The 14,658-nt window shown below is 37.1% G+C and carries 13 protein-coding genes; 10 read left to right on the top strand and 3 right to left on the bottom strand.

The genetic code is table 11. The annotated features are described in order from the left end of the window. Together Phpb_RS26980 and Phpb_RS15835 are read right to left on the bottom strand one after the other, a co-directional pair. The coding region (locus Phpb_RS26980) for a type VI secretion system baseplate subunit TssF (RefSeq protein WP_240492579.1) at positions 1–485 on the bottom strand (485 nt) is incomplete at its 3' end. An 824-nt stretch (positions 486–1,309) separates the two neighbouring features. Continuing rightward, the gene (locus Phpb_RS15835) at positions 1,310–1,924 is read right to left on the bottom strand and encodes a plasmid pRiA4b ORF-3 family protein (protein WP_065391182.1); all 615 of its coding nucleotides are present in this window, start codon (positions 1,922–1,924) and stop codon (positions 1,310–1,312) included. A gap of 847 nt (positions 1,925–2,771) precedes the next feature. Between Phpb_RS15835 and Phpb_RS15840 the strand changes: the two genes are divergently transcribed. The 7 genes from Phpb_RS15840 (at position 2,772) to Phpb_RS15870 (ending at position 9,218) form a co-directional block, all read left to right on the top strand. Further along, entirely contained in the window at positions 2,772–4,172 is a 1,401-nt protein-coding gene (locus Phpb_RS15840) for a phosphoethanolamine transferase family protein (protein WP_165603310.1), read from the top strand. A gap of 454 nt (positions 4,173–4,626) precedes the next feature. Beyond that, positions 4,627–5,148: an AidA/PixA family protein gene (locus Phpb_RS15845; protein WP_065391184.1), complete on the top strand. Its 522-nt coding sequence runs from the start codon at positions 4,627–4,629 to the stop codon at positions 5,146–5,148. A 36-nt stretch (positions 5,149–5,184) separates the two neighbouring features. After that, the gene (locus Phpb_RS15850) at positions 5,185–5,787 is read left to right on the top strand and encodes an AidA/PixA family protein (RefSeq protein ID WP_065391185.1); all 603 of its coding nucleotides are present in this window, start codon (positions 5,185–5,187) and stop codon (positions 5,785–5,787) included. A 434-nt stretch (positions 5,788–6,221) separates the two neighbouring features. Continuing rightward, on the top strand, positions 6,222–6,803 hold the full coding sequence (locus Phpb_RS15855) for an AidA/PixA family protein (RefSeq protein ID WP_065391186.1): 582 nt from the start codon (positions 6,222–6,224) through the stop codon (positions 6,801–6,803). 39 nt (positions 6,804–6,842) lie between these two features. Beyond that, positions 6,843–7,439 (top strand): AidA/PixA family protein, encoded by a 597-nt coding sequence (locus tag Phpb_RS15860; protein WP_065391187.1) that lies wholly within the window; start codon positions 6,843–6,845, stop codon positions 7,437–7,439. 564 nt (positions 7,440–8,003) lie between these two features. Continuing rightward, on the top strand, positions 8,004–8,582 hold the full coding sequence (locus Phpb_RS15865) for an AidA/PixA family protein (protein ID WP_065391188.1): 579 nt from the start codon (positions 8,004–8,006) through the stop codon (positions 8,580–8,582). A 39-nt stretch (positions 8,583–8,621) separates the two neighbouring features. Beyond that, complete coding sequence (locus Phpb_RS15870) at positions 8,622–9,218, top strand: AidA/PixA family protein (RefSeq protein WP_065391189.1); 597 nt, start codon at positions 8,622–8,624, stop codon at positions 9,216–9,218. Between the two features lie 397 nt (positions 9,219–9,615). On the opposite strand, the gene Phpb_RS15875 is transcribed toward Phpb_RS15870, so the two are convergent. Beyond that, on the bottom strand, positions 9,616–10,188 hold the full coding sequence (locus Phpb_RS15875; RefSeq protein WP_046396168.1) for a tyrosine-type DNA invertase: 573 nt from the start codon (positions 10,186–10,188) through the stop codon (positions 9,616–9,618). A 684-nt stretch (positions 10,189–10,872) separates the two neighbouring features. Here Phpb_RS15875 and Phpb_RS15880 point away from each other — a divergent pair. The 3 genes from Phpb_RS15880 to Phpb_RS15890 all read left to right on the top strand — a co-directional run bounded on the left by Phpb_RS15880 (position 10,873) and on the right by Phpb_RS15890 (position 14,619). After that, positions 10,873–11,412, top strand: a complete 540-nt coding sequence (locus Phpb_RS15880; RefSeq protein WP_046396169.1) for a fimbrial protein — start codon at positions 10,873–10,875, stop codon at positions 11,410–11,412. Between the two features lie 83 nt (positions 11,413–11,495). After that, entirely contained in the window at positions 11,496–12,044 is a 549-nt protein-coding gene (locus tag Phpb_RS15885; RefSeq protein ID WP_065391190.1) for a fimbrial protein, read from the top strand. A gap of 19 nt (positions 12,045–12,063) precedes the next feature. Next, complete coding sequence (locus Phpb_RS15890; protein WP_065391191.1) at positions 12,064–14,619, top strand: outer membrane usher protein; 2,556 nt, start codon at positions 12,064–12,066, stop codon at positions 14,617–14,619. Positions 14,620–14,658 lie beyond the last annotated feature (39 nt).

The raw sequence follows: 14,658 nt of genomic DNA on the forward strand, positions 1-14,658 counted from the left end.
AGCCACTCTGAGGTATTCTCCGAACATTGCAGTGTTAGCGTTATTTCACTGTACTCTGGGGCTGCGTTCAGTTGCCGGTCAATCACCGTCAGTGGTTCGATATGCAGAGGGCAGCAGGTTTCAAAACGGATTTCCTCTTCGCCTTCCCCGGCAGAAACCAACGTCCCTTCGGGTAGCGTCAGCGCGGCCAGGTGATGTTTCCCCGCGGGTGAAAATTGAACGATGCTGGTGGGCAGGACCGGGCACATGGCATATGGCCAAATATGTGCCATCATCCCTAAGGTGAGTTCGGGAAATTCATCCTCAATCTTTTCGCGAATACGGGCGGCTGACAGCGCAAAGCCCTGTATCACTCGCTCAATATCCGGATCACCGGCGCCCTCGGATAAAAAATCTGCCAGATGCGGATTTTTTTTTGCGACTTCCTGCGCCAATTGCCGTATATATTGCAATTCTTGTAGGAATAGAGACTGTTTTTTATTCATAACACACTGTCCTATAAGGTTTTTATCTGGAAAGATGTTTGTGAGGCGATTGCTGTAGCCTCACAAGGGGCATATTTTTCCCAGAGTTGAAATAATCAATTTTTTGTTAGAGAAATAACCTAGTAAAAATCCCATCATCACAGATAAAAGCAGTGCTTATAGCGTGAATAATGGCGAGCTGAATGAGAGGGAGAGAGAGATCAATCCCAATCAGTTAGTCCCCAAGGATAAGGGGAACAGGGGGTAATTTTTAAATATAGCCCATATAATGGCATTTAAGTAATAATTAAATATTCATCAGATAGCAAGAATTTTTTTCAAATTTACAAAAATATAAATTTGTAAGAAAGTGTTACAAATTCGATATGGAGTCAAAGAGATATTAGCCCATCTCGAATTCGCTAATTAAAAAAATATCTTTATTACAATCTCTTACGATGATTAATGGCATTATCTATTTAGTCGTTGTTTTAATAACTTTGTTAATGCAACCGGAAAGAAGTGGTGAGAGAAGAGAATCTTATATTCATGCTTCATTTTTGCATACGGTTTTTATTTTCTATTGATTGATAAGAGCGGTCGGTAATAGTAATACCTGCTGCGATAGTTACTCTGTTTAATATCAGATGGGTGATGATAATGGTATTAAATACCAGTGCAGTTTGATAGGGTTAATCTCAAAGCCCTCAGAAACTGCACTTGATACTGAGCTGAGTACCACCTAATACCATGAGAAAAGTTAATTCAAATCAAGCTCCAATGTCCATCATGGCGATTCATCCGAAACTTTTCTCAATGATGATAGATTTATCCTGCTGCTAGGTTTATTCCCAATCCCACAAGAGATGGTAACGATCTCGTGACCAGCGATAATAGAGCGCCAGGAAAGCATTGATATTGTTAATAGGAAATTGCTCGAAGTTGAATTGTTCATCTTCATCCAAATCAAGTAATTCACTTATCCATTGCCGCGTTTCTGCGTATTCCTCATGGTCAGGATCATTCAGTATTGCGATTAAATTTTCATAACTGTCAATTCCGCCGGTATCTTCAACAGGACAAGCGCGAGCGCCATCCAGACAATAAAAAGGAAACGGCAGGTCATTTATAGGATAATGACAGTTTTCTAAAGTAATTTCGTGTTCCCATCCATCACCAAAATCGTAGAGATAAGTGAAAGATCGCCCTTTTTGTTTAATCAGGTCAACCAGACGGTATAAATCTTCTTCCTTACCATCAGATGGGCTTTCTGGCGTTTCTGTTAATCGCAGTTTGCCAATACGAAATTCATGTAGATGACTATCCTGCCATCCCATTACGATCTGTATCACGTCATGCAGTCTGTCAAATGAAATAGAGGCTGGCACGACAAATTGCCGCCAAATAGCAGGTTTTGAGTCTATAAGTGTTATTTTTAATTGATAGAATCTTTCATTCATCGCTAATCTCCTCATGGTTTTGAGATGATTCTTTCTGTGTGTGCTATCTATTGTCAATATTTTATTGAGTTTTCCTGGCTGGATTTACTGGAATACCAACATGTTTGGCTATGTATGAAGAGCTTAGGTCATGTCATCAATTTCAGCAGCTAATGTTCATAATAGCTTTTAATAACCAATAATTTGACCTGATTTGCTTTCTCTTTACTGAGTATCGATTACGAGGATAATGTTTCTTTAAGATGTACAGTGTTTAAATAGATATTTTCACTATTTTTCAGTTAGTTACCTTTGTCATCGGATATATGTCTTCGTGCATGGGTTGCTGATTAAGTATAGTTTAAAATCGTGAGCAGGATCGATATAGTCATAGTTTTTGCTATTAACAAAAAAAACGCATATTATTTACATGCTGTTAATCAAATATGGAAGGTTACTAACTGTCCTATCTCAGGAAATTCCTTAACTAAAGTTACAGATATGAGTAAGGTGTTTTTTTATGCGTTAGTTTAATGGCTTAGTGTCGCAATCTGAATGGTGCTGCTTGAAGCTGTATCATGATGGTAGCTGATTAACCACAGATTTTCTTATTGTAAAATCACTCCTATTAATAAGAAATGATTATGAATTTTTGGTGTTTTATTGCATAGATTGAAGGAAATGAGTGAGTATGCTATTGGGTAAAAAAATCAAAGAAAATTTCACTTTGATATGCTTGTTTGGTTTTATTTCATTGGTTCATTTAACCCTTGGATATCAGTTAAAGTTTATATATGTATTTAGTGCTTTTTCAATGCTGATATTATTGTCCAGTTTGAATAAATATATATATTATATTTTGGTATGCATGATTGGATTAATTGGTGTGTTCTATGCTCCCGTAGGATTGAATTATGGCTGTCCCGATATCAATTCAGTAGGGTCTTTAATTTATACTAATAAAAATGAAGCGTTAGAATTTATCAGCGGGTTGCCTCTTTTTACCTATTTGGTGGTGTCGGCTACTATTATATTAATGATTTTATCTTTGAAGGTAAGAGTGACGCTAAAGAGAAAAAGTATAATATTTCTGTCACTGTTTTCTGTATTGTCAGCTTTCTGGTCACCGGTAAAAGGGTATATAAAATCTGATTTCGATCCTAACTTTAATCTATTGGCATCAGGATTACCCGAAATTAGGTTTTTTAGTGATGTCGTTGAGAGCTATAAAGCGGTTAATTCAGAAAGAATTAGGTTCGCTGAAATAATAAAACAGAAAGACTCTTGGCAGCCGGTGATAAAAGAGGATAAATATGAAACCTATATTATGATCATTGGTGAAAGTGTTCGAAAGGACTTTATGAATGCATATGGTTTCCCTTATAACAATACGCCGTGGCTGGACAAGGCGAATGGCAAGATATTTACAAATTACATCTCATCAGCGGCATCGACTCAGTTATCTTTGACCAACTCACTGGCCTTGAAAGGTGAGAATGCGATCAATTTGAATGATAGTGTCATAACATTGGCGAAAAAAGCCGGGTTTTATACCTATTGGATATCTAATCAGGGGATGAAGAGCACTTTTGATTCTCCGGTGGCGTTGATTGGACAACAGGCGGATAGTGTCCATTTCCTGAAAAGCGGCAGCTCTGATGACCGGCGTTATTTGCCTGATGATAAATTGATGCCTTATATTAAGGAGGCATTAATACCAGAACAGAAGAAAAAACTGATTGTTATTCATCTGATGGGATCTCACCCACAGGCGTGCGTCAGAACGAATGGGAAATATGATCTGTTCTTACAATCGGAAGAAATTTCTTGTTATGTTAAAAGCATATCTAATACAGATCAGCTACTTTCTGAAATTGCGGCTGAGACTAATCATCATCATGTAAGATGGACGATGCTTTATTTTTCAGATCATGGGCTTTCTTATGTTGATAAAGGAACCGATCAAGAAAACCTGACACATGATGATGAAAATAAACAGAGTTTTCAGGTGCCGTTTTTTATTACCGGCAGTGATTACTCTTATCGTGAGGAGATAACAGCACAAAGAAGTGGATTGCATTTTCTGACGCTATTTTCTGAATGGCTTGGAATAAGTGAAAAGAATATTCCTGATGATTGTAATATGGTATCTAATAGTCAATGCAGTGGGCAAGATAAGATTATTACCTTTAACAATGAAGTTAAAGATTATGATGAATTAAATGACGATCTCCCCGATACACAATTCTTGTCGAAGAATATCAACTGATAATTTACTTTAGGTAATCATTATAGTGATGATTATTTTATTGATGAATTAATCGTTGAGTAAAATTGAATTAAATAAGAGGGTTTCTTCTTTGAGGAAATCCTTCTTAAGGCAAGTCATAATGTAGAATTTGTTAATATAAAAATATCGATAAGGTTAATATCTTCGAGATTAAATAATACAATCAATTATACCTTAAAAGAGTACTAATCTGTTTATGAACTAATATCGTTATGATATTAATTTGATATAAATTCTTTTTTTAAATAATAAATTATTGGTAGGATTTGGCTGTGTCTAAAAAGATTTCTGATAAATATATAAGTAATTTTTTTATCTAAACTGTGATTTATACCAGTAGTTATTTCAGGTTTAGTAGTTAATTATTAGGATGATAGAGGACTCTTAGTTCAACTTAATCCAATGAGGGTTAATCCAATGAAGGGGTGCAAAAATGAATCAAACTGTAAGTGTTCTTATTTGTGTGGATGTTGATGGTATTATTAATGATTACGATAAACTGGGAACAAATCCGGATAACCCTACAATGGTAGGTAATAAATATTTTCATTACATTACTAATAATGAAAACGCTTATACACCTAAAGATAATGCTACGGGTGGATTGATAGTGAAAATAGGTGTCGACGATACTATCCGGTGGAGAGTCATATCTTTAACGCAACAATTGATACATTCAGTAAACTTATACAAAAAAACTAAAGAAAATAGCTATAAAGCTATAGCGCCGCTAAAATATACTCAGGAAGTAACAAAGGTCACTTACCCAGAACAGAACAATAATCAATTACCCGGTACGCCGTTTAAATATGGCATAGAATCTATAACGCAATCCTATATGGAATCAAAAGGTAAGAAATCAGGTAAAGAAAAATTGACTTTTATAATAAGCATACACTATAACCTTGAGTTAATTGGGTATATTTCTCATAGCTCTTTTGTTCAAGTTTTATAAACTACAAAATTAATATAAGGTAATAGGGCTAACATTATGAATATTGATGATAATGCTGAATTTACTAATAACATAGATATTTTAATCTGTATTGATGTGCAATCTATTTTAAATAAACTGAATAGAAATAAACTAAGTCTTAGCCAAGATTATAAAAAGCCGACTAAAATTGATGATAGTTTCTTCTATTATATTACCACTGAAAGTCAAGAGTATTCTCCTGAGAAAAATTCTACAAATTCACTTAAAGTTACAGGTAAGGTAGGTGATATAGTTAGATGGCAATCTTCTAGCATATCTGCTCAATTTAACCATAAGGTGTTTTTATATCGAGTGGAAAAAAAAGATGCGAATGATTGCGTTTCTCAACCAATGACTGTATATACATTAACTAATGTTGTTGTCCCCAAGCTTAAAAAAGCATTAACGCCTCAGGAAGAAAATAGCATTGAATTGCCACAAGCTCCTTTAGCTGATTTTATCCATGAAAAAAGACATATTTACTATCAAAAATCTACGCTGCGTAAGCCAGGTATAGTTCAATATGCATGGTATATATCTATTTATGATAATTTAAATAAACTTGTTGGTTATTGCTATCATACTCCATTAACTAGTATCGTTGTTTCTGAGGATTAGTTGTAATCTAATTGTTCAACATAATTAATGTAACTCAGTATTTTAGTTTACCGAATTAATATACGTGTTACGCCAAGGATAGGCAGAATTACATTTAATATAAAAATTAAGAGTTTCATTGCCATATTACTGACTAAATATATGAAATTTATTTTCATTTAATTTTACAGTTAAATATCACAAAAGTATAACTTTAACATAAGAGAGAATATTGAATTATTCATGTTTGCAAATAGTAATTCAATACTGAAAATAATAATTTTTTGTTTCAATATTAATACGAAACTTATTTATATATTAAGCAATTATTTCAAATATATAGATAATTTATTTTTTAAAACTATGATTTATATCAGTGGTTTTTTTAGACTTAATTATTAATATAATAGATGATTGTTAAACAATCTAACACTTTATTGTGAAGGAGAATAGATATGAGCGACGTTATAACGGCTTCTAAATATCAAACTGTAGATATTCTTATTTGTGTGGATGTAGAGGCTATCCTTCGTAATTATGATTTAAGTAAATCAAAAACGCTAGGGACGGCGAAATCAATACATAACAAATATTTTTATTATGTAACAAGCAATGGAAATCTTTATACTCCTAAAAATAATGCTAAAGGAGAGCTGGAGGTAGTGGTTAATGTTGCTGATGACATTAGATGGAGGCCGATGTCTTTGACACAGCAATTTGAATATACAGTACTTTTATGCTACATGAGATTACAAGCTGATGACGGTGGTGATGTTTCGCTTATAACATTACCGCAACTTGATTATGGTGATATTTCTATTCCTTATTTAGCTAAAACTGATAATAATAATGTCAATAATGTGGTATATAAAAGAGATGGAGAAGATAATGGCGGATTAATAACAAGATATTATCATCAATCAACAGCTCAGAGGGCGGGACGCGGTTCGTATGTCTGGTATATGAAAATATATCGTAAAAAACAACTCATTGGATATATTGGTCATGATCCTTTCATTACAGTTTTAGATGATTAAATACTTATAAAACCGATATATAAAAATAGGAATAGTATTATGAATAATGTTGAATATACAGATCTGGATGATATAAAACCCATTATTGGTGTACAATTGATTGATGTTCTTGCCGTTGTCGATGTAAAAGCTATCAAAAACGATCTCGGTGATTCTATTAGTAAGGAACCTGGCGCACCAACGATAATGGATGATAAATACATTTATTATATTACCTCTCAAAATAATATCTATGTGCCCAAAAATAATGCTCAAGCTACACTTCTAATTCAAGGTAAGGTGGGGGATGTCGTTAGATGGCGAGCTTCCACTTTATCAGCTCAATTTGATGATCAGGTTTTTCTATATCATATGGCAGGGGTAGATGCTAAATCGATAATTTCGCCGCCAACTCTAACATCAGCGATATCTCAAGTTGCAGCTCCAAGCAAAGAGGCGACATTAGGGACTAATCAAGACTATCCTGTAGTACTGGAAACACGTAATATTTTCAATCAAGGATCTAAATTACGTACTCCAGGTATAGCCAAATATTCATGGTATATATCTATTTTCGAAAGATGGAATGTTAAAGACAACATTGGCAATCTTGTTGGCTATCTTGCTCATTCTCTAAATGTTCAAGTGGTTGATTAAATTTAACATTGCCTAAGAGTTTAATAAATCAACCATGAAATATTAAAAGTTGGTAAGTTATCACTGGAAAACAGAGTATAATTTCCAGTGATTTTACTTTATTTACGATGATTAATTGTAACCTAATATTTTGGCTTACCGAATTGATATACTTATTACTCCAAGGATGGGCAGTATGATATTTAATATAAAAATTAAAATTTTACTGCCATATTGCTGACTAAGTATATCAAATTTATTCTCATTTTATTATTAAACTAAGTGTTTTTATTGTTAGCTATGAAAAAAATAATTTCATAGTTAAATATCAGGAAAGTATAACTTTAACGCAAGAGAGAATGTTGAATTATTTATGTTTACAAGTGGTGATTTAATACTAAAAGTAATAATTATTCATTTCAATATTAACAGGAAATTTGTTTATATATTAAATGATTTTTGTAAATATATAGATAATTTATTTTTAAAAACTATGATTTATATCAGTAGTTTTCTTGAACTGAATTATTAATATAATAGGTGATTGTTAAATAATCTAACGCTTTATTGTGAAGGAGAATAGATATGAGCGACGTTGTAGCGGTTTCGAAATATCAAACTGTAGATATTCTTATTTGTGTAGATGCAGAAGCTATCGTTAGTCATTATGATTTAAGTAAATCACAAACATTAGAGACTGCGAAAGTGGTATCTAACGATTACTTTTATTATATAACAAGTACTGGGAATCTTTATGCTCCTAAAAATAATGCTCAGGGAGAGTTGGAAATAACCGTCAATGTTGCTGATGACATTAGATGGAGGCCACTGTCCTTGACACAGCAGTTTGAATTTACAGTACTTTTATGCCACATGACAGGATCAGCTATTGATGGTGATGATGTTACGCTTATAACATTACCGCAACTTGATTATGGTGATATTTCTATTCCTTATTTGGCTAAAGATAATAATACTATAAGTAGTGTGGTATATAAAAGAGATGGAGAAAGTAATGGTGGATTAATAACAAGATATTATCATCAATCAACAGCTCAGAGAGAGGGATACGGTCAATATACCTGGTATATAAAAATATATCGTAAAAGGCAACTCATTGGATATGTTTGTCATGATCCTTTCATTAGAGTTCTGGATAATTAAATACTTATAAAACCAATATATAAGAATAGGAACAGTATTATGAATGATATTGAATATACAGATCTAGATGATATAAGATCCATTAGTGGTGTACAATTGATTGATGTTCTTGCCATTATTGATGTAAAAGCTATCACAAACGATCTCGGTAATTCCATTAGTCAGGACCCTGGCAAACCAACGGTAATGGATGATAAATACATTTATTACATTACCTCTCAAAATAATATCTATATTCCCAAAAATAATGCTCAAGGTACACTTTTAATTCAAGGTAAGGTCGGGGATGTCATTAGATGGCGAGCTTCAACGCTATCAGCCCAATTTGATGAGCAGGTATTTCTGTACCATATGGAAGGGGTAGGCGCTAAATCGTTAGTTTCGCCACCAACCCTAACTTCGGCTGTATCTCAAGTTGCGGCCCCAAGTAAAGAGGCGACGTTAGGGACTAACCAAGACTATCCTGTAGTACTGGAAACGCGTAATATTTTCAATCAAGGATCTAAATTACGTACTCCAGGTATAGCTAAATATTCATGGTATATATCGATTTTCGAAAGATGGAATGTTAAAGACAATATTGGCAATCTTGTTGGTTATCTTGCTCATTCTCCAAATATTCAAATAGTTGATTAAATTTAACATTACCTAAAAATTTAATAAATTAACCATGAAAGATTAAAAGTCAGAAAGCTATCACTGGAAAACAGAGTATAATTTCCAGTGATTTCATTTTCTTTATTTCGGCGAAAATATCCATTTATGCACTAATGGAAATTATTATTTAAATTATCCTTAACTAGATGTTTTTATTTAATTGTTTTATCAGTTAGTTTCCAAAAAAACTATTTAAAAAGTAATTATAAGAAATAATAGGCAGTGTCTTATGATATGGATAATGGGTTTGTTGTATGAAAAATCCTCACCAATAGGTGGACGAGGATTTTTACCATTGGATGATTAGATGATTTTTTTGTTTCCAAGAGAAATAGTTTCTCATACTACATATCTTACATAAAAAGAGATATTGAAATTAATCGAGTCCTTTTGCAGGAGCCTCCCATATCTTGAAGAATCGTTTTACATTGCTTGCGGTGTAAATAACGGTATGGGATATATTTCGATGACCGAGATAATCTTGAATAAGGCGTGTATCTCTTCCTAAATCAGCGAGAGCATAACCACAAGCATGTCTTAACATGTGTGGATGAGGTGAAATATTAACTAATGCTTGCTTGCCATAACGTTTTAATAAACCATAAACTTGCTGGCGTGAAATAGCTCCTGATTTTTGTGATAAAAACACCCATTCTGTATCTGATTCTCGCCAACTCTTTCTAATATTAAGCCATTGATTTAGCGCTTTAATTTCTTCTGGTATTAGCGGGTGTGTGGTTGATAATCCCCCTTTTAATCGCCTGACATGAATAATTTCTGAGCTAAGATCAAGATCGGATAACGTTAGATTACATAGTTCGCTCACTCTAAAACCATGAATAAAGCACATCAATAACATGCAATAATCTCGCTCGGCGTGACGTCCCTGACGTGCTTTTTCTAAAATCGCATTAATTTCATATCTGGTCAAAAACTTACGTTTCTTCATGAAAATAATTCCTGTGCAATTGGGGCGGATAGTTATAGGTAGAAAAATAATATTAATCTACCGTAATATATCAATGAATAGAACTTTTATAAAATTATTAGCTGGTAACTCTAATTATTTTGACCAAAATCTATAATTATCGTTTTTAGATAGTTATAGATAGCCATTTTTTAATAGAAAATATCAGCTTGTAAGCTTTGTAATTATATATATGGAAATTATTTGACAATAAAAAGAAACTAAACAGAATGCACCAAACTGTAAATATGTTCCTATAAAACGACTGATTAAGTCAAATTTTGTGTAATGCCAAATTGCTAATGTTTAACTATTTATAATAGTTGGTTTTTTTTCATTGTTTTTTACTATTTTTTACACTCTGCCATTAATTTATTGTAAAAAATTAGTAGGTTCATCTGAATTCAATCAAATATTAATCGATTAATTAGATTATAAGTTCAAATTAATATCTTTTTTCGAGTGTTAACTCCGAAATATTATGTACTCTTAGTGTTTTTGACTGAAAAAAACAGTTTGGTGCATTTTGTTTGGTTTAGAAAATATTAATCCGAGATTTTTAAACTATTTTTGCACTGAATATTGGGTGCATGGAGCTGGAGTCCTGCACGGTTATTTTTTTATGGTATTGGGTATTTTATCCTTAAATTCAAGGAATTAATTCACATGATATTGAATAAATTGGTTATGGCCCTGGGGTTAGGCGTAGCTTTGGCTGCGGGTTCTGTAAATGCAGCAAATCCTAGCCAAGGTCACGGAACGGTGACTTTTACCGGGTCTATTACTGATGCGCCTTGTTCTATCACCCCGGAAACGGTTGATCAGGTAGTTCCAATGGGCTCTATTTCTAGCAAATCTTTGCAAAACGGTGGTCGTTCTTCTTCCACGCCATTCAAAATTTCTTTAGATAACTGTACGACTGAAACGATAAGTACAGTCACCACGACATTTGTCGGCGCTAAATCTAGCATCACCGGCGGTGATGGTTTGCTAGGTATCGAAGGCGTTGCTAAAGGCGCGGGTATTGCGATCACTGATGCGGGCGGTAACAAAATCAAACTAGGTACCCCTTCACCGGCTGTAGCTCTGCATGATGGTAATAATGATTTGCATTTTGCTGCCTATCTTCAAGGGGATACTTCACCTGATGCCGTTGTCCCGGGTAATTTCACCGGCATTGCCAACTTCCAGCTGACTTATCAATAAGTCTTTTCATGCATGGAAACGCTGACAGGGAGGCGAGCGTTTCCTAATTAAAAGTTTTGAATGAGTTTAGCTGGAGAGACGTTATGAGTCGATATGCCGCCGTTGTTGTAGTGCCCTGCCTGTTAATGTTTTCCTGTGTTATTGCAGCTGAAACGGCAGCTCCACAAGGAACACAAGGATATGGTCGCGTTAGCATGCAAGGCGCCATCATTGATACGGCCTGTGCGATTGACGCAGGTAGCCGTGACCAGACGATTGAGTTAGCCACGATCCCGGTAAGCCGGATGATACATGATGGACAGGGACTAGCGCGCCCCTTTTCCATCCGTTTGATTAACTGTGTTCTGACTTCCGCCACTTTGGGTAAACCTGATTGGCGCCACTTTCAGGTGACGTTTGACGGCGTACCGGATGGGAACAATTTCCGCTTATTGGGTGTGGCTCAAGGAGTGGCGTTACAAATTACCGACATATACGGCAATCAAGCGTACCCGGGAACTCCACTACCGGTGGGGGACTTACAGGCAGGGCAGATGACGCTTAATTACGCGATGCGATTGGTGGGTAATCACCAGTTATTGCAAGCAGGGCAGTATCGAACCTCTGTTCGGTTCAGGCTGGATTATTACTAATCATCGATCTGGGAATGCTATGGCTTTATTTTTGGGTTCGACCACTGAATATGACAAGGTGGTCTCGGTTCGGTGTGTCCTGAAACCTCTTATTATTTCGGTATTGCTTGCTTTAATAGGTACTCATGCTGTGTATGCGGAAGAGGAAATTGAATTTAATACGGACGTGTTAGATGTTCAGGATCGTTCTCGGATTAATTTAACAGAGTTTTCCCGTGCGGGTTATATCATGCCGGGGGATTATCAGATGGCGATACGTCTGAACAAGAGCGAATTGCCGGAAATGCCGGTCACTTTTATGGTACCACCGGATGATCCTCAAGGCAGCGTGGCGTGTTTGCCGCCTGAATTGGTGAAGCGGTTGGGGTTGCGGGCGGAATGGGAATCAAAGATGACCTGGTGGAACAATAACCAGTGTCTGGAGACTAAAACGCTGCCGGGCATGAAGGTGCGCGGTGATCTGAGCAGTGACACGTTATACCTGAGTATGCCTCAAGCTTATCTCGAATATAGCTCACCCGACTGGGACCCGCCGTCACGTTGGGATGAAGGGATTTTCGGGATGATGTTTGATTATAACGTCAATGCTCAGGTCTCTAAGCCAGCGAAGGGAAATGAAAATCAGAATGTCAGCGCCAATGGTACGACCGGGATAAATTTGGGCGCGTGGCGTCTGCGGGCAGACTGGCAATCACAGTATAACCACACTACGGGACGGGGAGGGGGCACTGAGAAAAATTGGGATTGGAGCCGTTACTACTTATATCGGGCAATACCGCGTTGGCAGGCGAAGCTAACGTTGGGTGAGGATTACCTCAATTCAAATATCTTTGACAGCTTCCGTTTTACCGGGGTCAGTCTGGTGACGGATGACAATATGTTGCCTCCGAACCTGCGAGGCTATGCGCCGGAAGTGACAGGGGTGGCGAAAACCAATGCCAGAGTGACTATTCGTCAGCAGGGACGAGTGTTGTATGAAGCTCAAGTCGCGCCAGGGCCATTCCGTATTCAGGACATCAATGACGCAGTGAGCGGTAAATTGGATGTGCGGGTAGAGGAGCAAGATGGCGGTTTACAAGAATTTCAGATCGATACCGCGAATATTCCTTATTTAACCCGTCCGGGCCGGGTGCAGTACAAACTGGCGGCGGGGAAGCCAACCAACTGGAAGCATCACAGTGAAGGATCGGGCTTTGGTATCGGCGAATTTTCCTGGGGAGTAAACAACGGTTGGTCATTGTACGGCGGGATACTGGGAGCCGGGGATTATAATGCGTTGTCGTTGGGGGTTGGTCGTGATCTGATGACCTTCGGAGCGCTCTCCTTTGATGTCACTGAATCCCGCGCCCATCTACCGGCTGAGGATCAAACGTTGACTGGCGGCTCTTATCGTCTCAGTTATTCCAAGCGTTTTGAGGAGTATGACAGCCAGGTGACTTTTGCCGGTTATCGTTTCTCGGAACGTGACTTTATGAGCATGAGCCAGTATCTGGATCGTCGTTACCACGATGGTGATGCAGAGAGCAATAAAGAACTTTACACCATTATGTTGAACAAGCAGTTCACGCATATTGGTGCCAGTATCTACTTGAATTACAGCCACCAGACTTACTGGAATCGTTCGAATAACGATCGTTATAACGTATCAATATCACGCTATTTTGATATTGGCAGTTATAAGAACATTAACCTGAATCTGTCTGCTTACCGTAATAAATATGAAGGTAAAAATGACGACGGGATGTATATGACATTATCCCTGCCGTGGGGTAATTCAGGAACTATCAGTTATAACGCAATGGCCAACCGGGAAGGTAATTCCCACACGGTAGGTTATTACGATCGAATTAATGAAAACAGTAACTATCGTTTAGCGGTTGGCACCAGTATTGATGGCAAGGCCGCGGCTAACGGTTATTTAACCCATTACGGCGATCGTGCTCAACTGACGACCAGTGCGAGTTATCAGGATGGACGTTATACCACGGCAGCGCTTTCTATCCAAGGGGGCATGACCGTGACGCCGAAAGGCGCGGCGCTGCATCGCATTAATATGCCGGGGACCACCCGTTTGATGGTGGATACCGATGGTGTCGGCGGCGTACCCGTGAAAGGTTTCGGCGCGATTACCCATACCAATATGTTCGGTAAAGCGGTGATCTCTGATGTGAACAACTATTACCGTAACAGTGCGAGTATTGATTTAAACAAACTGCCGGACAATGTGGAAGCAGTACGGTCGGTACAACAAGCAACACTGACGGAAGGGGCGATTGGTTATCGCAAATTCCAGGTGATATCCGGTGAAAAAGCGATGGCCCTGATCCGCTTGCCGGACGGTAGCGCGCCGCCGTTTGGGGCAGCGGTACTGAATAAGGATCAACGGGAGATCGGTATCGTCAGTGATGGTGGGAATACCTACCTGAGCGGGATAAATCCCGGAGAGAAACTGGATGTGCGTTGGGATGGGGAATTGCAGTGTGTGATTGAGCTGCCGCATCAATTACCAAAAGTGGAAGAGATGGCTTCGTTATTGCTGCTCTGCCAACTGGCCGACGGTAATAAACAGCCATGATTTTAATTGACTGGCAGCGTGGGAACCTTGTCGCAGTCA

This window comes from Photorhabdus namnaonensis (assembly GCF_001684335.1).
Classification (GTDB): Bacteria; Pseudomonadota; Gammaproteobacteria; order Enterobacterales; family Enterobacteriaceae; genus Photorhabdus; species Photorhabdus namnaonensis.